At 65.3% G+C, this 19802-nt stretch carries 18 protein-coding genes; 8 read left to right on the forward strand and 10 right to left on the reverse strand.

Features of this window, described 5'->3' with window-relative positions:
- Nucleotides 1-68 precede the first annotated feature (68 nt).
- The 5 genes from C0V76_RS02335 to C0V76_RS02355 all read left to right on the forward strand — a co-directional run bounded on the left by C0V76_RS02335 (nucleotide 69) and on the right by C0V76_RS02355 (nucleotide 4808).
- Nucleotides 69-2159, forward strand: coding sequence for a VIT and VWA domain-containing protein (locus C0V76_RS02335; RefSeq protein ID WP_101940734.1), 2091 nt, complete (start codon nucleotides 69-71; stop codon nucleotides 2157-2159).
- On the forward strand, nucleotides 2156-2779 hold the full coding sequence (gene rrtA, locus C0V76_RS02340; RefSeq protein ID WP_101940735.1) for a rhombosortase: 624 nt from the start codon (nucleotides 2156-2158) through the stop codon (nucleotides 2777-2779). The genes C0V76_RS02335 and rrtA overlap by 4 nt, the downstream gene beginning before the upstream one ends.
- A 149-nt stretch (nucleotides 2780-2928) precedes the next feature.
- Nucleotides 2929-3522, forward strand: coding sequence for a YiiX family permuted papain-like enzyme (locus C0V76_RS02345; protein WP_101941026.1), 594 nt, complete (start codon nucleotides 2929-2931; stop codon nucleotides 3520-3522).
- Nucleotides 3512-4204: a lipase family protein gene (locus tag C0V76_RS02350; RefSeq protein WP_216821622.1), complete on the forward strand. Its 693-nt coding sequence runs from the start codon at nucleotides 3512-3514 to the stop codon at nucleotides 4202-4204. The genes C0V76_RS02345 and C0V76_RS02350 overlap by 11 nt, the downstream gene beginning before the upstream one ends.
- Before the next feature lie 166 nt (nucleotides 4205-4370).
- A complete protein-coding gene (locus C0V76_RS02355; protein WP_101940736.1) occupies nucleotides 4371-4808 on the forward strand; it encodes a nucleoside deaminase in 438 nt (145 codons plus the stop codon).
- A gap of 43 nt (nucleotides 4809-4851) precedes the next feature.
- On the opposite strand, the gene C0V76_RS02360 is transcribed toward C0V76_RS02355, so the two are convergent.
- The gene (locus C0V76_RS02360; protein ID WP_143707328.1) at nucleotides 4852-5649 is read right to left on the reverse strand and encodes a DnaJ domain-containing protein; all 798 of its coding nucleotides are present in this window, start codon (nucleotides 5647-5649) and stop codon (nucleotides 4852-4854) included.
- A gap of 169 nt (nucleotides 5650-5818) precedes the next feature.
- Nucleotides 5819-6520: a CatA-like O-acetyltransferase gene (locus tag C0V76_RS02365; RefSeq protein WP_101940738.1), complete on the reverse strand. Its 702-nt coding sequence runs from the start codon at nucleotides 6518-6520 to the stop codon at nucleotides 5819-5821.
- 175 nt (nucleotides 6521-6695) lie between these two features.
- Here C0V76_RS02365 and C0V76_RS02370 point away from each other — a divergent pair, with 175 nt between their 5' ends.
- Entirely contained in the window at nucleotides 6696-8576 is a 1881-nt protein-coding gene (locus tag C0V76_RS02370) for a methyl-accepting chemotaxis protein (protein WP_101941028.1), read from the forward strand.
- A 291-nt stretch (nucleotides 8577-8867) separates the two neighbouring features.
- On the opposite strand, the gene C0V76_RS02375 is transcribed toward C0V76_RS02370, so the two are convergent.
- Together C0V76_RS02375 and C0V76_RS02380 are read right to left on the reverse strand one after the other, a co-directional pair.
- Nucleotides 8868-9206, reverse strand: coding sequence for a hypothetical protein (locus C0V76_RS02375; RefSeq protein WP_101940739.1), 339 nt, complete (start codon nucleotides 9204-9206; stop codon nucleotides 8868-8870).
- Nucleotides 9207-9404: 198 nt separating this feature from the next.
- Nucleotides 9405-10313 carry a LysR family transcriptional regulator gene (locus tag C0V76_RS02380; RefSeq protein WP_101940740.1) on the reverse strand — a complete coding sequence of 303 codons (909 nt, stop codon included), beginning with the start codon at nucleotides 10311-10313 and terminating at the stop codon, nucleotides 9405-9407.
- 126 nt (nucleotides 10314-10439) lie between these two features.
- Here C0V76_RS02380 and C0V76_RS02385 point away from each other — a divergent pair, with 126 nt between their 5' ends.
- Nucleotides 10440-11198, forward strand: a complete 759-nt coding sequence (locus C0V76_RS02385) for an SDR family NAD(P)-dependent oxidoreductase (protein WP_101940741.1) — start codon at nucleotides 10440-10442, stop codon at nucleotides 11196-11198.
- Nucleotides 11199-11264: 66 nt separating this feature from the next.
- Here the strand turns inward: C0V76_RS02385 and C0V76_RS02390 are convergent, their stop codons facing one another.
- Genes C0V76_RS02390 through C0V76_RS02400 form a run of 3 tightly spaced genes read right to left on the reverse strand, consistent with a single transcriptional unit; the run spans nucleotide 11265 to nucleotide 14176 of the window.
- On the reverse strand, nucleotides 11265-12260 hold the full coding sequence (locus tag C0V76_RS02390) for a cytochrome d ubiquinol oxidase subunit II (protein ID WP_101940742.1): 996 nt from the start codon (nucleotides 12258-12260) through the stop codon (nucleotides 11265-11267).
- A complete protein-coding gene (locus tag C0V76_RS02395; protein ID WP_101940743.1) occupies nucleotides 12257-13588 on the reverse strand; it encodes a cytochrome ubiquinol oxidase subunit I in 1332 nt (443 codons plus the stop codon). The genes C0V76_RS02390 and C0V76_RS02395 overlap by 4 nt, the downstream gene beginning before the upstream one ends.
- Before the next feature lie 30 nt (nucleotides 13589-13618).
- On the reverse strand, nucleotides 13619-14176 hold the full coding sequence (locus C0V76_RS02400) for a GbsR/MarR family transcriptional regulator (protein ID WP_101940744.1): 558 nt from the start codon (nucleotides 14174-14176) through the stop codon (nucleotides 13619-13621).
- Nucleotides 14177-14555: 379 nt separating this feature from the next.
- Here C0V76_RS02400 and C0V76_RS02405 point away from each other — a divergent pair, with 379 nt between their 5' ends.
- A complete protein-coding gene (locus C0V76_RS02405; protein WP_101940745.1) occupies nucleotides 14556-15434 on the forward strand; it encodes a DUF6268 family outer membrane beta-barrel protein in 879 nt (292 codons plus the stop codon).
- Between the two features lie 21 nt (nucleotides 15435-15455).
- Here C0V76_RS02405 and C0V76_RS02410 read toward each other — a convergent pair whose 3' ends face one another.
- The 3 genes from C0V76_RS02410 to C0V76_RS02420 are packed head-to-tail and all read right to left on the reverse strand — an operon-like array spanning nucleotide 15456 to nucleotide 19795.
- Nucleotides 15456-17627: a polysaccharide biosynthesis tyrosine autokinase gene (locus tag C0V76_RS02410; protein WP_101940746.1), complete on the reverse strand. Its 2172-nt coding sequence runs from the start codon at nucleotides 17625-17627 to the stop codon at nucleotides 15456-15458.
- 9 nt (nucleotides 17628-17636) lie between these two features.
- Entirely contained in the window at nucleotides 17637-18683 is a 1047-nt protein-coding gene (locus C0V76_RS02415; RefSeq protein WP_101940747.1) for an acyltransferase, read from the reverse strand.
- Entirely contained in the window at nucleotides 18680-19795 is a 1116-nt protein-coding gene (locus tag C0V76_RS02420; protein WP_101940748.1) for a glycosyltransferase family 4 protein, read from the reverse strand. Before C0V76_RS02420 ends, C0V76_RS02415 begins: the two co-directional genes overlap by 4 nt.
- Nucleotides 19796-19802: the final 7 nt, after the last annotated feature.

A 19802-nucleotide genomic window follows, 5' to 3' on the forward strand; every position in this document is an offset into this window, starting at 1 on the left:
GCAAATGAACAGGTTCTTTTTTCAGACCGTTAATTGAACGGTGTTTATTACGCGAGGCGAAGATGAACATGATCCGGAAGAGTCGCTTGGGAATGTGGCGGATGCTGATCCTGCTGCTCGGCATGCTGACAGGGGCGGCGGCGCAGGCGGCGGGTTTGCTGACCCCTGTTGATGGCAGCAAGCCGCCGCTTGATCTGCGCGAGCAGCATGTGAAGGTGGTGATCGAGGATGGCTTTGCAGTCACCACGGTGGAGCAGGTGTTCCATAACCCGCATGACAAGGATCTGGAAGCGATCTACTCCTTCCCGGTGCCGGAGCATGGCGCGGTGGGCGAATTCACGCTGTGGATCGACGGCAAGCCGGTCACCGGCGAAGTGCTGGAGAAGCAGCAGGCCCGCCAGCTCTACGAGCAGGAAAAAAAGGCCGGGCGTGATGCCGGCCTGACCGAGAAGGACAGCTACAAGACCTTCGACATCAGCGTGGCGCCGGTGCGCGCCGGCCAGGACACGCGCATCCGCCTCGTCTATCTGCAGACCGCCGCCGTGGATACCGGCATCGGCCGCTATGTGTATCCGCTCGAAGAGGGCGGTGTGGATGAGCAGAAGCTGGCTTTCTGGACCGCCAATCCGAAGGTGAGCAGCAGCTTCAGTTTCAACCTGCACCTCAAATCCAGCTATCCGGTGGATGGCATCCGCGTGCCGAACCAGGGCGCGGCGCAGGTGAGCCAGATCGGCCCCGGCGAATGGAAGGTGAGCCTCAGCAGCCAGGGCGCTACCGGCCCGGCCGCCAGTGAGAGCGGCAAGCCGGCCAGCGCCTCGGCGCCAGCGGCTTTCAACCCGCAGAGCGGCGGTGCGGCCTTTTCGCTGGACAAGGACCTGGTGGTGTACTGGCGCCACAAGGCTGGCCTGCCGGGCAGTGTCGATCTGGTCACCTACAAGCCGGATGCGGCTAAGCGTGGCACTTTCATGCTGACCGTGACGCCGGGTGACGACCTCAAGCCGATCACCGAGGGCAGTGACTGGATTTTCGTGCTGGATGTGTCCGGCTCCATGACGGGCAAGTACGCCACCCTGGCTGATGGCGTGCAGCGCTCGCTGGGCAAGCTGCGCCCGAATGATCGCTTCCGCATCGTGCTGTTCAACGACCGCGCCACCGAGCTGACCGGGGGCTACGTGAATGCCACGCCGGAGATGGTCAAGCGCTACAGCGCCGAAGTGGCCGCGGTGCGCCCGAGCAGCGGCACCAATCTCTTTGCGGGTCTGCAAGTCGGGATGGACGCGCTGGAAGCCGACCGCACCAGCGCCATCGTGCTGGTCACCGATGGCGTAGCCAACGTGGGTGAAACCGCGCAGCGCAAGTTCATCGAGCTGATCCAGAAGAAGGATGTGCGCCTGTTCACCTTCATCATGGGCAACAGCGCCAATCGCCCGTTGCTCGAAGCACTGACCCGTGCCTCCAACGGCTTTGCGATCAGCATCTCGAACAGCGACGACATCGTCGGCCAGTTGCTGACGGCGGTGAGCAAGGTGAGCCACGAAGCCCTGCACGGCGTGCAGGTGAAGATCAACGGCGTGAAGACGGACGACCTCACCCCGGCCCAGATCGGCAGCCTCTACCGTGGCCAGCAACTGGTGCTGATCGGCCACTACTGGGGCGACGGGCCGGCCAAGGTGGAGCTCACTGGGCGCGTTTCCGGCAACCCGAAAACCTATCGCACCGAATTCGCCTTCCCGGCGAAAACGGCTCAGCACCCGGAGCTGGAACGCCTGTGGGCCTATGCTTCGATCGAAGCGCTGCAAGCCGAGATGGCGGACTTCGGCGAGAAGGCCGACCTCAAGCGTGCGGCCACCGATCTGGCCCTGGAGTACTCGCTGGTGACCGACTACACCTCGATGCTGGTGCTGCGCGAAGACCAGTTCGCCGCCAACAAGATCGAGCGCCGCAATCAGGCGCGCGTGGCGGCGGAGGACGCGGCGCGCCAGCAACGCGCACAGGGTGGCCCGGTGTCGCGCCGGGTCGATACCCAGCAGCCGATCAGCCAGGCTCCGCGTGCCAGTCACAGCGGTGGGGGGAGTGGCGGCGGTGCGCTGGATGGCTGGAGCGTGGCTGCGCTGTTGGGCCTGCTGGTCCTGAGCCTGCGTCTGCGCCGCGCGGCATGAGCGAGTCATCCCTTTCGCAAGCAGAGCCGGGCTGGCGTGGCTGGCCCTGGCTCAGTGCCCTCGGGGTGGCGCTGGCCATTCTGCTGTGGCTGGGCTTCGGCCCGGCCCCGGCGGCCCTGGTGTATGACCGGGGCGCCATCGCCGATGGCGAGTGGTGGCGCCTCCTCACCGCGCACTTCGTGCATAGCGATGGCGGCCACGCGCTTTGGGATATCAGTGCGCTGGCGATCATCGGCAGCCTGATGGAAACGCACGGCCGCTGCCGCATGCTGGTCGCCGCCGTGCTCGGCCTGCTCGCAGTGGATCTCGGCCTGTGGTTCGGCATGCCCGAGCTGGCGCGCTACTGCGGCCTCTCCGGCATGCTGAATGGATTGTTCGTGGTGGCTCTGGCCGACCTGTGGTGGACGCACCGGCATCCGGTGTTCGTGCTCGCAGGCTGCGGGCTGGTCGTGAAGCTGCTGCTGGAGATCAGCGCCGGTCAGTCCCTCGTCGTTAGCACCGCCTGGCCCAGCGTGCCGTTGATGCATCTGGCAGGTGCTCTGGGCGGACTGTTGCTGCTGTGGTGGCGGAGCCTGGTGGTGTGCTTGCGCTGGAGCCGGCGGCTGGAGCACCCCGCCTGAGGTGGCGGACGTATTGGCCGCAGCCTGCGTCCAGGCGAGCGGAGGTTTGACGCGTCATGTGTTGTGGCCGAGCATCCGGCACTTGCCACATGAGGCAGCCCGTGCAGAGGGAGAAGTCGGCCTGTCTGCCCTTGAATCAGGAGTATCAGATGGGTCGCACAGCCTTCGTTTTGTTCGCTCTGCTGATGGGGCAATCTGTCCAGGGCTATTCGCCACAAGCAGGCGACATCGTTTTTCACACCTCCCTGTCGAGTCAGAGCAGAGCGGTGCAGCTGGCGACAAAATCCCGCTACAGCCATATGGGGATTGTGCTGTTCCGCAATGGACAAGCGTTTGTCCTGGAGGCGGTACAGCCGGTCAGATACACCCCCTTACAGCAGTGGCTGGATCGAGGAAAGGACCGCCGCTATGTCATCAAACGGCTCAAGACCCCCTGGTCGGAGGCGGCCATCAAGAGGCTGCAGCAGGACAGCAGGCGTTATGAAGGCAAGCCTTATGACCTCGCTTTCGAATGGTCTGACAACCGGATCTATTGTTCCGAACTGGTGTGGAAACTCTACAAATCGGCGGCCGGAATTGAACTGGCGCCGCTGTCGAAACTGGGCGACTTTGATCTCAGCCACCCTTCGGTTCAAACCAAACTGAAGGAGCGCTATGGAAACAGACTGCCGCTTGCCGAGCCCGTCATCGCGCCGGCAGCCATCTTCGAATCTCCGCTGCTGAGGACCGTCAGTGAGCGATGAACGCTGCGCGCCGTCGCAGGCTATTCGCCCCGCCGCGAGGGCGCCAGCGGACGCCCTGCAGGCATTGTTCATCCACGGCATGGGGCGCACCCCCTTGTCGGGATGGCGGATGCTGCGCACGCTTCAGGCGAACGGAATCGCAACCGGCACATTTGCTTACTCGACTGCGCTGCAGGATTTTGAACAGATCTCCCGCCGGCTCTCCGAACGCATTCAGATGCTCGCCGCCAGGGGCGATTACATCCTGATCGGCCATTCACTGGGAGGCGTGTTGCTCCGTTCGGCACTGGCTTCGCTCCCGGCCGCCACGCGCCAGCCTCTGAGGGTCTTTCTGCTTGGCTCTCCCACCCGGGCTGCGCGTTTGGCCCGGATGCTTGAACGCAATGTCGTCTTCCGGATCGCGACCGGTGATTGCGGCCAGCTGCTGGCTTCAGATGATCGGATGGGCGCCCTGTCGCCGGTGGCGGCGCCCACCACCCGCATCTGCGGAGATCGCGGGATCGCGCTGACTTCACGGTGCTTTGGCGGCGAGCCCAACGATGGCGTGGTGGCGTGTGCAGAAACTTCAGCGCCCTGGATCAACGAAACCGTCCTGATGCCGGTCGTCCACACCTTCCTGCCCTCCAGCGCGCAGGTGGCGAGGATCATTCTGCTTTGCACGAGCGAAGACGCCGCCCGCTGAGTGAGCTTTTCCAGATCATGCTACGACCTGTTGCCCGGCGCGGATGAGTGAGCTCTGCGTGCAGCGCAGGAAGCGCGGGCGTCGATCTGCTGCACAGCTGGAGCAGGCTGCGGCACAATCATTCCGTGAGCAGGTTTTTCAGCCCCGCAGCGTGAAAGGAATTGCCATGGATATCTATATGCAGGCCGCCATCGAAGAGGCCGAGAAGGGGCGTGCCGAGGGCGGCATTCCGATCGGTTCGGTCCTGGTGCATGAGGGCCGCATCATCGGCCGCGGGCACAACCGCCGAGTGCAGCAGGGCAGTGCGATCCTGCACGGCGAGATGGATGCGCTGGAAAATGCCGGCCGCTTGCCGGCCCGTGTCTATCGCGAGGCTGTGCTCTACACCACGCTTTCACCCTGTCCGATGTGCAGCGGCGCGATTGCCTTGTATGGCATTCCGAAGGTGATCGTGGGTGAGAACGAGACCTTCATGGGCGAGGAAGGCTGGCTGCGCGCGCGTGGGGTCGAGGTGGACGTGCGCCAGGACGCACGCTGCGTGCATCTGATGCGCGAGTTCATCGCGGCGTGCCCGGAGCTGTGGAACGAGGATATCGGGGTATAGGAGGCAGGCAAGGGGCGCGCTCGCGCGCCCGTCTGGCCTTCACTCAGCGCGGGTAATAGCCGTAGGGCGAGGATGAGGACTGGCTGCTCGGGATGCCGCCCGAGGTGCGCCGGTTATCCCGCTCGAGCTGGCGCAGATAGGCCTGCTCCTTGGCGAGGCGATTTCTGGCATCGCTTTCCTCCCGCCGGCGCAGGGATTCCTGCTCGCTCTGGAGGCGTTGCTGGGAGCGCTGGGCGGCGAGTTCTTCGCGGCGTTGCTGGGATTCCTGGCTGGCGAGGTTGCGGTCCACTTCCCGGCTGATGCTGCGGGCTTCGGATTCGAAGCGGCGCTGCTCGGCGAGGCGGCGCGCCTCTTCCTGTTCCTGAGCGCGGCGCGCATCGCGCTGGGCGGCCAGCTCTGCGGCTTCGGCGCGTGCCCGGGCTTCGTCCTCCAGCCTTTGCTGTTCCAGCTTCAGCACTTCGGCGGCCACGCGTTGCCGCTCAAGTTCGACCTTGTGGTTGAAGTAGAAGTAGCTGCCCACGCCAATGGCTAGCAGAATCACGGCCGCCCACTTGAGGCCATTGCCAATGCCTGCTTCTGGTTCGACCGGTGCATAGCTGTAGGCCACTTCCTGCGCAGGTGGATTGCGGCGGGCGTCGTAGCGCTCACGGCGCTGCGGATTGGAGAGGGTCTGCCAGGCGTCCTTGATCAGATTGAAGTGGGTGTCCGGATCCAGTGTGTCCGACTTCAGCTTGCCTTCCAGATACCTGGCTTTCAGGCGGTCATAGGCGGATTCGATGGCATCGGCCGAAGCGCTCTGGCTCACTTCGAGCAAATCGTAAAGCGTCTTTTCCTGGGGCATGTGCAGACCTGTCTGGATCAAAAAGTCGAGATGCCCTGCGCAGGAGCTTCCGGCGGACACTGACGGATTCGGTGTTTGCCGTGAATATATCGTTTTCAAGCCATCAACATGCGGCGCAATGAGGCCTGAAAGGCGGAATTTTTCCGCCTTTCAGGCGGATTCTGCGGCCTCAGGCGAAGCGCTGCTGGAAATCCGTGATCAGTGCATTCAGCACGTGCGGATCGGTGCAGGCGTGGTGCAGCTTGGCGGCCATCGGGATCAGCAGGCGGCCGCCCTGCTCGTAGCGCTGGCCGAAGTAGAAGCCGGGCTGACACTGGATCCGGCTCTGGCGCCAGTGCAGGCTCAGCCCGCTGAAGCGTAGCTGCGGCAGATTGCCGATGAAGCAGGCCGCGAGAAAGGTGGTTTCTGGCAGGCGCGGCAGTTCGCCACGCCGGGCTGCATCGAGCTGCTGGCGATAGTGCCCGGCAAAGTCGGCAAGGCTGAGGCGGGTGGTGTTCTCGAGCAGCAGTTCGGTGAAGCGCTGGGCGCCGCCGATGGCCACCGGCACCACGATCGGGGCATTCTCCAGCACCCACCATTCGGCATGAAACCGGCGTAGCTGGAAATCGGGCTGGCCCTGCATCGCCTGGGCCAGATGCCAGATGAGGAAGGAAAAGAAGCTCAGGCCGGCAAGGCTTTGCGCGCGATAGGCGGCATGTGCTTCAGTAACGTCCAGCTGCAGGGTGATGTCGACGAAGGGGTCCTGCGCCACCGTCTCGTCAGTGAAGAAATCCAGCGCCCAGTCGAGATAGCCCTCGCGCTCGGCGCTGCTCAGCGGGCGGGCGGACCAGGCTTGCAGGCTGTCCGGCGGGAGGGGTGGGGTCTGGTTCATGGTGTCCAGGAGGAGAAGTCGCGGGCTGCATTCTCGCTCATGCGCCGCAATTGCGCGGCGCTGGCCTGTGGGGGGAGGATCGGCAGCCAAAAAAGGCGACGATTCTGCTCAAGGCAGGATGAGGTGCTGCCGTGAATACATGCTTCCCCGTATGTTCAATTCACCGCGTACAGCCATGACTCTCCGCTCCCGCCTGATCCTCTTCGTCACCGCACTGGTGACGGCCATCATCCTGATCCTGTCCACCGCGGCCTATCTGCGCATGCAGGAGGAGATCACCAACGGGGTCGAACGCGAGATCCAGGCTGCTGTGGTGGGCAGTGGCGAGGCGCTGAGCCGCTGGGCCGTGCAGCGCAGCGATGCGATCCAGGCCGCGGCCAGCCATGTCAGCAGCAGCACCGAACCCTATTTGCCGCTCCAGATCGGCAAGGAGGGCGGGCGTTTTGACCAGACCTTCGCGGGCTTTGCCGACAAGCGCATGCACTATCACAACCCGGAGAAGAAGCCTCCCGAAGGCTATGACCCGACTTCGCGCGCCTGGTACAAGAAGGCCAGTGAGGAGAAAACGGCCGTTCTTACCGCGCCCTACGTGTTCTCGTCGACCAAGAAGCTCGGCGTGACCTTCGCTGCGCCGGTGCTTGAGAATCAGAGTGTGGTGGGGGTTGTGGGCGGCGATATAGCGCTCGAAGACATCATCAAGCTGACCCAGGACATCAAGCTCAACGGCGAGGGCTATGCCTTCCTCGTGACGCGTGACGGCAAGATCGTGGCGCACCCGGCCGGCGAAAGCACGCTCAAGCCGGTGAGCGAGATTCTGCCAGGGCTGGCGAGCGAGGATCTGCTGCGCCTTGCCGGCGCCCGGAAGCTGGAGGAGATGCAGATCAATGGCCGTGCCAGCCTCGTCAGCATCACGCCGGTCGCTGGTACGGACTGGCTGCTGGGAACGGTGATCGACCGCGACAAGATCTTCGCGCCGCTCAAGGGCATGCTGGTCTTGCTGCTGGCGCTGGGCGTGATCCTTGGCGGCGTAGCGGTAGGCGTGGCGAATCTGGCCCTGGCACGTCTGCTGGGAGGCCTCAACCGCCTGCGCGATGCGCTGATCGAGATCGCCTCCGGCGGCGGCGACCTGACGCGCACCCTGCCGATTGCGCATCGCGATGAAATCGGCCTCACGGCGGAGGCCTTCAACCGCTTCACGGCGAGCTTGCGCGAGATGTTCCTCGCCGTGCGTGAGCAATCCACCCAGATGGGAAGTGCCGTTCACAGCCTTGAGCAGGCGACCCGCACCTTGTCGACCGATTCGGTGAAGCAAGCAGATCTGTCGACCTCGACGGCAGCGACGATCGAAGAAATCACGGTGAGCATCAACCACATCGCCGATAACGCCCAGGAAGCCGAGCAGACCGCCATCAACACGGGTCGCATCTCGCAGGAATCGGCCGCCGCTGTGGATGAACTGGCGGCCGGCATCGACCGCATATCCGGCTCGGTCGAACAGCTCTCGGCCACGCTCGGCCGCCTTGGCACCAGCTCCACCCAGATCACCAGCATCATCGGCGTGATCAAGGAGATCGCCGAGCAGACCAATCTGCTGGCCCTGAATGCGGCCATCGAGGCGGCACGCGCGGGCGAACAGGGGCGGGGCTTTGCCGTGGTGGCCGATGAAGTGCGCAAGCTTGCCGAGCGCACCGGCAAGGCCACCGTGGAGATCGGCCAGCTCATCGAATCCAATCACCGCGAGATCGCTTCGGCGCTCGATGACATGGACAGCACGCGGCGCTCGGTGGTGGAGGGCGTCAGCACCTCGCACCAGGTGGCGCAGCGCATGGGCGGCATCGATGCGCAGATGAACCAGGTGGTGCGCGGCATCCGTGACATTGCCGAGGCCACCCGCGAGCAGTCGGCCGCCACCAACGAGATGGCGCGGGCGGCGGAGCAGGTGACGCGGATGACAACGGAGACCGATGTGGCCGTCCAGTCGGCCGCGGGCAATGCCGCGCAACTGCATCAGCTCTCGCAGCAACTGCAGGCGCTGGTCGCCCAGTTCCGCTTGTGAGGCGGCCGGGCGTTCTGCCACAGGGCGGCGCGCTCATCCTGAAGCAGGCGTTCGGGCCCTGGAGGCGGCAGAACACAGCGGCGGATGCGTCGCAGCGGCTGAGCCGCAGGCCTTTTTCCGTCCTCGTCCGGCCGGCTGAAGGCGACCCTAAGAAGCTCTTCACGATCTTACTGCGAGGCCGTGATCAGGGCTCATGCGCTGCTCGGAATCCTGATTTATCAACATAAACTCCGGTTCCTGTGCGGCGCTTCACTCTGCTGACGGCCTCTCGCGACAGATCGTGAACAGCTTCTAAAGCATCGCCAGGGCGCGGCGGGTCAGGAAACCATCGACGGCTTTGGACTGCTCCTCGATGCGTTTGAGCAGGCGACGTTTTTCCTGCGGGCAGATCAGGATGTGCACCGGCTCGACCACCAGTTGCTGCCCCGCCACTGATGCCGGCAGCCCTTCGGCCCGGATTGCTTCGGCAAAGTTCAGCGCGACCTGGGCGTTGTCGATCATGGCGTGGGCAGAGTAGTCGCGCACTTCGCCGCTGACCGAGATGAAGCGGCAGTCGCTCAGGCGAGGCATCTTGTTGCCCTGCTGCGGCTTGTGGCAAGCCACCGTCCAGTAGTTGATGCTTTCCTTCATTGCTGCCGAAAGCGGCTGGCCCTGGCCGCCGCTTTCCCCCCGTCTGCAACTCGTCCTGCGTTCTTGTCGTCACCCGCTCTGGCGATCCGGCGGGGGCTTGTAGCCGCGCGCTCATTGGCCGCTGCCGGCAGGTATATCGACCCTGCCTGCTACGACTTTAGTGTCAGTCTGGTGGCGCGCTGCAAGCTTTGCGCTGGATCAGTCGACTGCCAGTCTTTCGGCCATCAGGCCGGCCAGCCAGTGCATGAACACCTGGACCCGGCGCGGCAGGTGGCGGCGATTGGCGTAGAGCAGGGAGACCGGCATGGCCGGCGCCGTGAAGGCCGGCAGGATCTCGATCAGGCGACCGGCCTCAAGGTGGCCACGCACGCCGGCACGCGGCACCTGGATGATGCCCAGCCCGGCAAGGCAGGCGCCTTCGTAGGAAAAGGTGGCGTTGACGCTCAACGCGCCGGGCAGGGGAATGCTCTGGGTGTGGCCCTGTGCATCCACATACTCGAAACCGTCCGGGCGGGCGCCGAGGGTCGGCACGTAATTCACCAGCTGGTGGCCGGCCAGCTCGGCCAGCGTGTGCGGCGTGCCGTAGCGGGCGAGGTAGGCCGGGCTGGCGAAGTTGCCCATGCGGTAGTGGCCCAGCGGCCGCGCGATCAGGCTGGAGTCGCTCAGGGTGCCCACCCGCAGTACGCAATCAAAACCTTCGCGGACCAGATCGACGCGCCGATCGGTGGAAGAGAGCTCGATCTCCAGCCCCGGGTGCTCGGCGAGGAAGGCCGGCAACTGCGGGATGACCAGATCGCGCGCGACAGCCTGCGGCATGTCCACCCGCAAGCGCCCGCGCAGCTCCGTGGGGCCGGCGCGGAACAGGCCCTGCAGCTCTTCCATGTCGGCCAGCATGTCGCGGCTGCGCTCGTAGAACACCTGGCCGTCCTGGGTCATCTGGACGCGGCGCGTGGTCCGGTGCAGCAGGCGGGTGCCGAGCAGGTTCTCGAGCTGCTGCACGGCGGCCGAAACGCTGGCCTTGGGCAGGCCCAGTTGCTCGGCGGTGCTCGTGAAGCTGGCCAGCTCGGCAACGCGCACATAGATACGCATGGCGTCCAGTTGATTCATGTTCCGGATCACTGTTCGTGGAATGCGAACAGTTTAGTCAATTGTGTGGTGTTTATCGCTGATGTTCTGGTCAATAGACTGGCTTCACTGGCTCAACCCGAGCCAAGCCCACTCAAGGAGCTCAGCATGACTCGCAAGATCGCCCTCATTACCGGTGGCAGCCGTGGCCTTGGTCGCAGCGCCGCCCTCAAGCTTGCCGCGCGCGGCGTCGACGTGATCCTCACCTATCGCAGCCAGGTGGCCGAAGCGCAGGCCGTGGTGGCCGAGATCGAGGCGCTGGGCGCGCAGGCCGTGGCCCTGCAACTGGAAGCTGGCGATGTCGCCAGCTTCCCGGCTTTCATCGCCGAGCTGCGCAATGCACTGCAGACGCGCTGGCAGCGCAGTCAGTTCGATTACCTGCTCAACAATGCCGGCATGGGCGTGTATGGCAGCATCGCCGAGACCAGCGAGGCGCAGTTCGACCAGCTTGTGAATGTGCATCTGAAGGGCGTGTTCTTCCTGACCCAGGGCTTGCTGCCGCTGATTGCCGAGGGCGGCCGCATTCTCAATGTGTCCTCCGGCCTGGCCCGCTTCTCCTTGCCGGGCTATGCAGCCTATGCGGCCATGAAGGGGGCCATTGAAGTCTTCACGCGCTACCTCGCGCTGGAGCTGGGGCCGCGCCGGATTGCGGCCAATGTGATCGCGCCGGGTGCCATCGAGACCGATTTCGGCGGTGCAGCCGTGCGTAACAACCCGCAGCTGAACGCCATGATCGCCGGCCAGACTGCGCTGGGGCGTGTTGGCCAGGCCGACGACATCGGCAGCCTGATGGCGCTGCTGCTGTCGGACGAAGCCGGCTGGGTCAATGGCCAGCGCTTGGAAGCTTCAGGCGGCATCCATCTGTGAGTGCATCTGGCATTCGGCGGGCATATGCAGGCGTGGCGTCGGCCACTCCTGCAGTCTGCCACCGTATCAACCGTAGCTGAGGCTGCTGCTCTTGCCGCGGAACACCCAGTAGGAGAAGGCGGTGTAGGCCAGGATCAGCGGCACGGTGATCACTGTGCCGATGAAGATCACCGTCAGCGCCGGGGTGGAGGCGGCGGCCTCGAACAGGCTCAGGCGGTCCATGATGATGTAGGGATAGAGGCTGTAGGCGAGGCCGAAGAAACCCATCAGCAGCACGAAGATGCTCAGCACGAAGGGTAGCCAGGCAAATTCTTCGCGGACCCTGGGCCGCCCCAGCACCCAGCCCAGGCCCAGCAGGGCCGCGCCGCAAGCCAGTGGAATCGGCAGCAGAGCGAGGAAGACCGGCATTGCGAACCACTTGGCGCGCACCGTGTCGCTGAGCCAGGGGGTGGCCAGCGAAATCAGGATCAGCCCCAGCGCCACCGCCGGCAGGGCGCGGCGACCCCAGCGCTGCGCCTTTTCCTGCAGTGCACCTTCGCTCTTCAGGAGCAGCCAGCAGGCGCCAAGCAGCACATAGGCGGCCGGCAGGGCCAGCGCGATCAGCCCGGCAAATGCCAGCGGCCCGGCGCCTTCGGCAAAACCGCTGATGTAGCGGCCAAGCATCCAGCCCTGGGCGAGGGAGGCGGTCAGCGAGCCGGCGAAGAACGCCAGGTCCCACAGGCCCTGGTGCTGGTCGCGTGCCTTGACGCGGAAATCAAAGGCCACCCCGCGCAGGATCAGGCCGATCAGCATGGCCGTGACCGGCAGGTAGAGCGCTCCGAGGATCAGACCATGGGCTTGCGGAAAGGCGATCAGCAGGATGCCCACGCCGAGCACCAGCCAGGTTTCGTTAGCGTCCCAGAAGGGGCCAATGGCGGCGATCATGGCGTCCTTCTCGGCCCGCTCGACCAGTGGCAGGAGCAGGCCCACGCCGAGATCAAAACCGTCGAGCAGCACATACAGCAGCATCGCCACACCCAGCACAGCGAAGAAGAATACGGGCAGGAACTGATCGAAACTCATGCTGCATCTCCTGCGGCTTGGCCGGCCTTGCCGGCCATGTAGAAAAGGACGCTGACATAGGCGGCCAGAAGCAGCGCATAGGTGATCAGATAGGCCGTGAGCGAGACGGCGATGGTGGCGGCCGGTGCCGGGCCGACCAGATCGGCGGTGAGCAGTTCGCCGAACACCAGCCAGGGCTGGCGGCCGATCTCGGTGACATACCAGCCGGCGAGGGTCGCGACCCAGCCGGAGAAACTCATCGCCGTGAGGAGGCGCAGCAAGGGGCGTGGCAGGGCCTCGGCACGCCCGGCGCGGCGCAGCGCCCAGACTCCGACCCAGCTGGCGAGCAGCATCAGCACGCCCACCCCGACCATGATCCGGAAGGCCCAGAACAGTGGCGCCACCGGCGGATGGCGGCCTTCGAACTCGTTGAGCCCGCGGATCTCGCCGGCCGTGTCATGGGTCAGGATCAGGCTGGCGAGCTTCGGGATGCCGATCTCGAAGTGATTGCTGCGGGTTTTTTCATCCGGCAGGGCGAAGAGCAGCAGCGGTGCGCCGCGCTCGGTCTGCCACACGCCTTCGATCGCGGCGATCTTCTGGGGCTGATGCTTAAGGGTGTTGAGGCCGTGCAGATCGCCCAGCAGGATCTGCAGCGGGATCAGCAGCGCGGCTGCGAAGAGACCGGTGCGCAGCGCTACGCCGGTAGCGGCGCTGGCCCGTCCGCGCAGGATCTGCCAGGCCGACAGGCCGGCGATCAGGAAGGCCGCGGTGAGCCCGGAAGCCAGCAGCATATGGCCGAAGCGATACGGGAAGGAGGGGTTGAAGATCACCGCCAGCCAGCTCGCTACATGGTACTGGCCGCCCTCGACATAGAAGCCTGCCGGCGTCTGCATCCAGGAATTCAGGGCCAGGATCCAGAACGCCGAAGCCGTGGTGCCCAGCGCCACCAGCGCCGTGGCGGCCAGGTGCAGCCGCTCGGATACCCGGTCATGGCCGAACAGCATCACGCCGAGGAAGGTGGCTTCGAGGAAGAAGGCGGTGAGCACTTCGTAGCCCAGCAGCGGCCCGGCGATATTGCCGACCCGCTGCATGTAGCCGGGCCAGTTGGTGCCGAACTGGAAGCTCATGGTGATGCCCGAGACCACGCCCATTGCGAAAGTCAGCGCGAAGACCTTGGTCCACAGCCGGTAAGCTTCCAGCCAGGCCGTGTCGCGGCTGCGGATCCAGCGCCAGCGGAAGAACAGCAATGCCCAGCACAGGGCGATGCTGATGGTGGGAAACAGGATGTGAAAGCTGATGTTGGCCGCGAACTGCAGGCGGGCCAGGAGGAGGGGGTCGAGGGCGTCCATGTCGGTTCTCTGTGCTGCGCTGAAACGGGGCTAAGTGCGTGGCTTGGCGCCTGTGGCGCGCTTGATCTTGTCGGTGAAGTCGAGCAGCTTGTGGATGGTGGAGCCCATGCCCATCAGCTTGCTGAGGGTGGCGCTGTCGAGGCGCTGGATATCGTCGAACCAGTTGGTGAGCTGCTCGATCAGGCCGTGCATGTCGCGCATGCGCTCCTGGGCGTGGCGATCCTCAGCGCTGGCAGCTTCGTCCATCAGCGCGGCGCGCAGCATCGACAGGGTCGGCTCGATTTCGCGGCGGCGACGCTCTTCCGCCAGGGTGCGGAACACCTCCCAGGCGTCGCCGGGAGCCTCGAAATACTCGCGCCGGTCGTTCGGAAAATGGCGCAGACGCACCAGCCGCCAAGCCTGCAGTTCCTTGAGGCCCATGCTGACATTGGAGCGCGAAAACTCCAGTTCCTCGGCGATCTGGTCGGCATTGATCGGCTCGGCGGAGACGTAGATCAGCGCGTAGATCTGCCCCACGGTGCGGTTGATGCCCCAGCGGGAACCCATCTCGCCGAAGTGCGAAACGAAACTGCGGACAAGGGGAGTCATGCCCAGCTCTCTGTTGTTTATTGATCTGGATCAAGCCTATCACAAGTTTCAGGAATTACTGAAAATTGGAAACTCTGCTCTTGCAGGGCCGGCTTTTCCGCCGGGGGCCGAGGTGGCGTGGAGCCTATGTGGCCCAAACCGCCTTCGTGACTCCGACGGGTGCGCCATGACAAGCTCGCGCCGGAGCTCTTTTTTTCGGGCTGGATTCGGTCGCAGGCACCCTCACAGGCACGGCCCCATCTGGCGCGGTGGACCGCTGCTCTGGCGAGCTGGCCTGAAGCGGCTCGCCCGGGCATGATCGGGCAATGAACTTTGTTCTCCGGTCTGTGTCACACGCCCGGTTAACGCCGTCCTCCCTCTCTTTCCCCGAAAGCTGCTCATGACCGTCCGCAAGATTCTCGCCGCCACCTGCCTGTTGTGGGGCGCCTGCGCCCAGGCCCAGATGGCGGGCACCAGCGTGTCGCTGGGCCAGGTCCATCTGAATGAAGCCAACCTGTCCGGGGGCGGCTCGACTTCGGTGGAAAACACTCAGCTGTCTTTCTCCCACACCGCAGCGATCGGCGCCGGCACCACGCTGGGCCTGCAACTGCGCGGCGATCACGAATTCTGGTCTTTCGAGGGCACGCGTGCCGCGCCCTGGCAGGATGTGCAGCGTCTGTCGCTGGGCCTGCCGCTGAACCGCAGCCTGTCGGACGGCTGGAGCATGATGCTGACGCCGCGCGCCGAATGGGCCGGCGAGGAGGATGCCAAGAGCAGCGATTCGCTGGCCTGGGGCCTGATTGCGGGCGCCAACAAGCAGTTCGGTCAGGGCCAGCGCATCGGCTTCGGCCTGACGGCTTCGCGCACCCTGGACAAGGACACCGAGTTCTTCCCCTTCGTGATGGTCGACTGGCGTTTCAACGAGCAATGGCGCTTGTTCAACCCGTTGGGCCTGGGCCTGTCCGGGCCGGCCGGCCTCGAGCTGGCTTATCGCGTGACGCCTGGCGTGGAACTGGGTCTGGGCGGCTCCTGGCGTAATTCGCGCTTCCGCCTCGCTGAAGACAATGCCTTCTCGGCCGGCGGCGTCGGTCAGCTGAGCTATGTGCCGGTGTTCCTGCACCTGTCCTGGAAGCCGGTGCCGGTCGTGAGCCTCGACGCCTACGCCGGCATGATGCTCAACGGCCGCCTCAAGGTTGAAGATCGCGATGGCAACGCTGTGAGCACCCAGTACATGGACAACACGCCGTCCTTCGGGCTGGCTGCGAGCTTCCGTTTCTAGGATGCTGGGCGGGTGAGCCCCTCAGGCCTCGCTGATTGCCGGCTGCATGGCCAGCCCGCTTGCGGTGGGGCCGGGCGGTGAAGTCACGTTGTTGAAGACCAGGCCGAGGATGCGCCCGCGCGCACGTTGCAGGCGGCGCAGCGAACGCGCGGAGAGCGGGTGCACGGTGTCGCGGGCCCGCACTACCAGCAGGCAGCGGGTGCACAGCGGGGCCAGGGCCAGGGCGTCGCTGACCGGTGCCAGCGGTGGTGAATCAATAATGATGTTGGCGTAACGGGTGGACAGCTGCGTGAGCAGCTCCACCATGCGCGGCGATTGCAGCGCTTCGAGCGGCTCCGTCAGGGCCAGACCGGCTGGCATCACATCCAGATCGCTGCCGATCAGGCGATGGATGCAGCGCTCCACCTCCACCCCCAGTTGCAGATGATTGCCCAGGCCCGGCAGCTCGCGCTGTACGCCGAGCTGTTCAGTGAGGCCGGCGCGGCGCAGGTCGGCATCGATCAGCAGGCACGGCCCGGTCTGCGCCATGGCGAGTGCCAGATTGGCGCTGATGGTGCTCTTGCCTTCGCCGGCGACGCTGGAGGTGATCAGGGTGCGCCGGCAGCTGAGGTCCAGATCGGCCAGCAATATGCTTGAGCGCAGGCTGCGGATGCTCTCGGCGAGGCGGCTCAGCGGTGCGTCCACCTGAACCGTGGCCAGGCTGCGGACCCAGGGCAGCGACACCCAGGGCAGTTCGGCCAGCACCGGATGGGCAAAGCGTCGCTCCGCCTCGCTGGCGCTGAATACACCGAGCGCCAGGCGATCGCGCAGGATGGCGAGCAGCGCCGCGAGCAGCAGGCCCAGTACGCCACCAGTGAGGATCAGGCGTGGCCGGTTCGGGCTCACCGGGCGCAGCTGAGGGCTTGCCGACTGGATCAGGCGGGCCGGATCGCCGCGCAGATCGCGCTGGGCGCTGACTTCCTTGTTCCGCACGCTGAAGCGAGCGTGATAGCTGCGGTCGCTGGCGACCTGACGCTCCAGCGCGGCCAGCGCGGCTTCATCGCGATTGAGCCGCTGCACCACGGCGCGGGCGCTGTCGAGTTCGGCCTGCAGCATGCGTTCGCTGGTACGGGCACGCTGGGCGTCCGCTTCCAGTCCGGCCAGGGCCACGCTGATCAGGCTGTTCAGGCGCTCCTCGGCGGAGGCCAGCTCGGCCGCTGCTTCGCGCAGGCGTGGATGCTCGCTGCCGTAGCGCTCCTGCAGGCGGGCCAGATTCTGGCGGGCCAGATCGCTTACGCCGCGCGCGTTTTGCACATCGGCATTGCCCAGCACACCGGGCAGGCGCGCGCGCTCGTCGGGGGCGGCTGTGCGGGCCTGCTCCCAGGTGCTCTCGGCACTGATCCGGCGGCTGCGGGCGCTGGCCAGCTGGATGCCCAGATCGGTGATGCGCTGGGCGACGAGGGCCTGGCCGTTGCCGCCCAGGTCCACCAGCCCGCGCCGTTCGCGAAAGGCTTGCAGGGCGCGTTCCGAGGACTTGAGGTTCTGCAGTTGCTGGGCTTCGTGCTGGCTGAGGACTTCACCGGCCTGCTCGGCATTCAGGATACGGGTTTCGAGCAGGGCGCCGAGATAGTTATCCACCACGCCATTGGCCACCCGCGCGGCCAGCGCCGGATCGGCTGCATAGAAGCGGATCGCCAGCAGCTGGCTCTTGCCCACCGGCGCTACCTGCAGGCGGCTGGCATAGCGCTGCCAGGTCACCTCGGTGAGCAATTCAGGTGTCCATTCGATGGCTTCCGGGGTCTTGCCGATGAGCCCCAGCAGGCGGGCGCGCAGGCCGGGGCGGGCACGGCGCGGATCGAACTCGGCCTCGTCCCACAGCTTGAGGCTGTCCACCACGCGCAGGCCCAGGCTGCGCGCGCCGAGGTATTCCGCCTGGGTTACGAAATGACTGCGCCCGCCCTGTACTTCACTGAGGTCGTCGAGGGATAGCAGCTGCCCCGGGTTGTCGCCGATCAGCAGCAGGGCTTCGGCTTCGTGCAAGGGCGTTATGAGCAGGCTGGCGAGGCCCGCCAGTACCGCCAGCAGGACGCCAGCTGCCAGCACCCGCCATTTTCGGCTGCGGATGCTGTGCCAGTAGTCGAGCAGCTCCGGCCTGCCGGGAAGGGCACGCGGACTGTTTTCAAAGCGAAGGTAGCGTGGCTCGAATGCCGGCATTGGAGTGGGCTAACACTTGCGGGCTTGCAACTGGCGGGTGAGGGGTTGCTCAAACCGGAAATACAGCAGGGCAGCGAAGAGACAGGCAGCCATCACGCTGAGGCTGCCGCTGAGGATTACGATCGTTAGCTGATCGCCGCCACCTGATTTGAGCAGACGCGCCAGCGCGATCATGACAAAGGTGTGGCTCAGGTAGAGCGTGTAGGAGGCGTCTCCCATGCGGTTCAGCCAGGCGCCGGCACGACCTCCGCAGAAGCTGCCAGAGAGGCTGCAGGCCACCACCAGCAGGGCCGGCAGGCCCCAGGCCCACCAGCGGTAGGTGTCTGCCAGGCCGCCGGTGTATTCGCCGCCGAACAGGTGGGTGGCAAACAGGACGCACAGGCCGGCCAGGCTCAGCAGCGCGGGGCGCCAGGCGAGTGGGATGCGCAGGCCGGAAGCTCCGAGCAGCAGACCGAAACCGAACTCGATGATCAGCGGGCTGCTGTACCAGGCCTCGGCGTGCTGCAGGCCGGCCAGGCCTGCCAGCACCGGCACCCCCAGCATGAGTATGGCGATGCAGGCGGGCCGCCAGCGTACGCGTGGAAAGAGCAGGGTCAGGCTGCACAGGACATAGAAGTACATCTCGTAGACCAGCGTCCAGGCCACGCCCATGACCATGGGCTCCTCGCGCGCAATCCCCGGCAGCAGGAAGATCGAGGACAGAAAGCGCGGCAGGGAGTATTCGAGCGAGCGGAAGGCCAGACCGCTGCTCCACAGCAGCAGGATCAGGCACAGGAAGGACCAGTAGATCGGGAAGATGCGGCGGATCCGGCGGCGCATGAAATCCCCGGCCGTGACTTCGGGCGAGAAGCCGCGCGTGCTGTGCCACATCACATAGCCGCTGATCACGAAGAAGATGTCGACGCCGCAGGCGCCTACCGTGGTGATGAACTTGGGCAGCATCACCAGCGGGCTGGCGTGCAGCTCTTCGAGCACATGGTGGATCAACACCAGCAGCGCGGCGATGAAGCGCAGCTGCTGCAGGCCGACCAGCTGATCGCGCGCCGGGTTGATCATGCTGGGGCGTATGTCTCGGCCAGTTGCTGGAAGCGCTGGCGGAACTGGGCATGTCCAAAGCGCTCGGCATTGCGCCGGCAGGCCAGTGGATCGAAGCCGGCGCCGGCCTCGAAGGCCTCCACTGCGGCGCAAATCGCGTCTACATCCTGGCGGGCGAAGAACAGGCCGGTGTGCTCGGCTGGGTCCCCGGTGGCAATCACTGTTTCGAGCGCCCCGCCGCGCCCGAAGGCAATCACCGGAGTGCCACAGGCCTGGGCTTCGACCGGCGTGATGCCGAAATCCTCCTCGGCTGCGAAGACGAAGCCGCGCGCGCGCTGCATGTGATCGCGCAGCACCTCGAAGCTCTGGTAGCCGAGCAGGCTCACGTTGGGGGTGGCGAGGGCGCGGCATTTCTCGAACTCGGGCCCGTCACCGATCATCACCAGGCGGCGCCCGGGCATCCTGGCGAAGGCTTCGACGATCAGCGGCATCTTCTTGTAGGGCACCATGCGTGAGGCGGCGAGATAGAAGTCCTCCTTGTCGCCGCCCAGGGCAAAGCCGGAGACATCCACCGGTGGATGCAGCACCGCGGCCTCGCGGCCATACACCTTGCGGATGCGCTTGGCGATGAAGGCTGAGTTGGCGATGAAGTGATCCACCCCGTTGGCGGTGCGTACATCCCACAGGCGCATGTAGTGCAGCAGCGCGCGCACGATCCAGGCCTTGAGGCCGCTGGTGAGGCCGGATTCCTGCAGGTATTGATGCTGCAGATCCCAGGCATAGCGGATCGGTGAGTGGCAGTAGCAGATGTGGGTTTGGTTCGGCCCGGTGAGCACGCCTTTGGCCACTGCATGGCTGCTGGAGATGATCAGCTCATAGGCTGACAGATCGAGCTGCTCCATGGCCAGCGGCATCAGTGGCAGGTAGTGGCGGAACCACTTGCGCGCGCGCGGCAGCTTTTGGATGAAGCTGGTGACTGGCGTGCGCCCGCCGAGAAAGGCGCGCTGATTGTCCGGCAGAAAATCCGCTACCGCGAACAGGTCAGCCTCCGGATAGAGGGCCAGGAGCTGTTCGACAACTTTCTCGCTGCCGGCGTAAGTGGCCAGCCATTCATGGACGATGGCTATCTTCATGACACTC

Origin of the sequence: Uliginosibacterium sp. TH139, assembly GCF_002855595.1 — a bacterium.
Taxonomy (GTDB): Bacteria; Pseudomonadota; Gammaproteobacteria; order Burkholderiales; family Rhodocyclaceae; genus Uliginosibacterium; species Uliginosibacterium aquaticum.

What these genes read in the sequence shown, in the direction of transcription:
- C0V76_RS02375 (WP_101940739.1), bottom strand. Translation starts at nt 9,206, where the DNA reads ATGAAGGAAAGCATCAACTACTGGACGGTGGCTTGCCACAAGCCGCAG.
- C0V76_RS02345 (WP_101941026.1), top strand. Translation starts at nt 2,929, where the DNA reads ATGGGTCGCACAGCCTTCGTTTTGTTCGCTCTGCTGATGGGGCAATCT.
- C0V76_RS02380 (WP_101940740.1), bottom strand. Translation starts at nt 10,313, where the DNA reads ATGAATCAACTGGACGCCATGCGTATCTATGTGCGCGTTGCCGAGCTG.
- C0V76_RS02420 (WP_101940748.1), bottom strand. Translation starts at nt 19,795, where the DNA reads ATGAAGATAGCCATCGTCCATGAATGGCTGGCCACTTACGCCGGCAGC.
- C0V76_RS02390 (WP_101940742.1), bottom strand. Translation starts at nt 12,260, where the DNA reads ATGAGTTTCGATCAGTTCCTGCCCGTATTCTTCTTCGCTGTGCTGGGT.
- C0V76_RS02365 (WP_101940738.1), bottom strand. Translation starts at nt 6,520, where the DNA reads ATGAACCAGACCCCACCCCTCCCGCCGGACAGCCTGCAAGCCTGGTCC.
- rrtA (WP_101940735.1), top strand. Translation starts at nt 2,156, where the DNA reads ATGAGCGAGTCATCCCTTTCGCAAGCAGAGCCGGGCTGGCGTGGCTGG.
- C0V76_RS02410 (WP_101940746.1), bottom strand. Translation starts at nt 17,627, where the DNA reads ATGCCGGCATTCGAGCCACGCTACCTTCGCTTTGAAAACAGTCCGCGT.
- C0V76_RS02385 (WP_101940741.1), top strand. Translation starts at nt 10,440, where the DNA reads ATGACTCGCAAGATCGCCCTCATTACCGGTGGCAGCCGTGGCCTTGGT.
- C0V76_RS02400 (WP_101940744.1), bottom strand. Translation starts at nt 14,176, where the DNA reads ATGACTCCCCTTGTCCGCAGTTTCGTTTCGCACTTCGGCGAGATGGGT.
- C0V76_RS02355 (WP_101940736.1), top strand. Translation starts at nt 4,371, where the DNA reads ATGGATATCTATATGCAGGCCGCCATCGAAGAGGCCGAGAAGGGGCGT.
- C0V76_RS02415 (WP_101940747.1), bottom strand. Translation starts at nt 18,683, where the DNA reads ATGATCAACCCGGCGCGCGATCAGCTGGTCGGCCTGCAGCAGCTGCGC.
- C0V76_RS02335 (WP_101940734.1), top strand. Translation starts at nt 69, where the DNA reads ATGATCCGGAAGAGTCGCTTGGGAATGTGGCGGATGCTGATCCTGCTG.
- C0V76_RS02395 (WP_101940743.1), bottom strand. Translation starts at nt 13,588, where the DNA reads ATGGACGCCCTCGACCCCCTCCTCCTGGCCCGCCTGCAGTTCGCGGCC.
- C0V76_RS02360 (WP_143707328.1), bottom strand. Translation starts at nt 5,649, where the DNA reads ATGCCCCAGGAAAAGACGCTTTACGATTTGCTCGAAGTGAGCCAGAGC.
- C0V76_RS02370 (WP_101941028.1), top strand. Translation starts at nt 6,696, where the DNA reads ATGACTCTCCGCTCCCGCCTGATCCTCTTCGTCACCGCACTGGTGACG.
- C0V76_RS02405 (WP_101940745.1), top strand. Translation starts at nt 14,556, where the DNA reads ATGACCGTCCGCAAGATTCTCGCCGCCACCTGCCTGTTGTGGGGCGCC.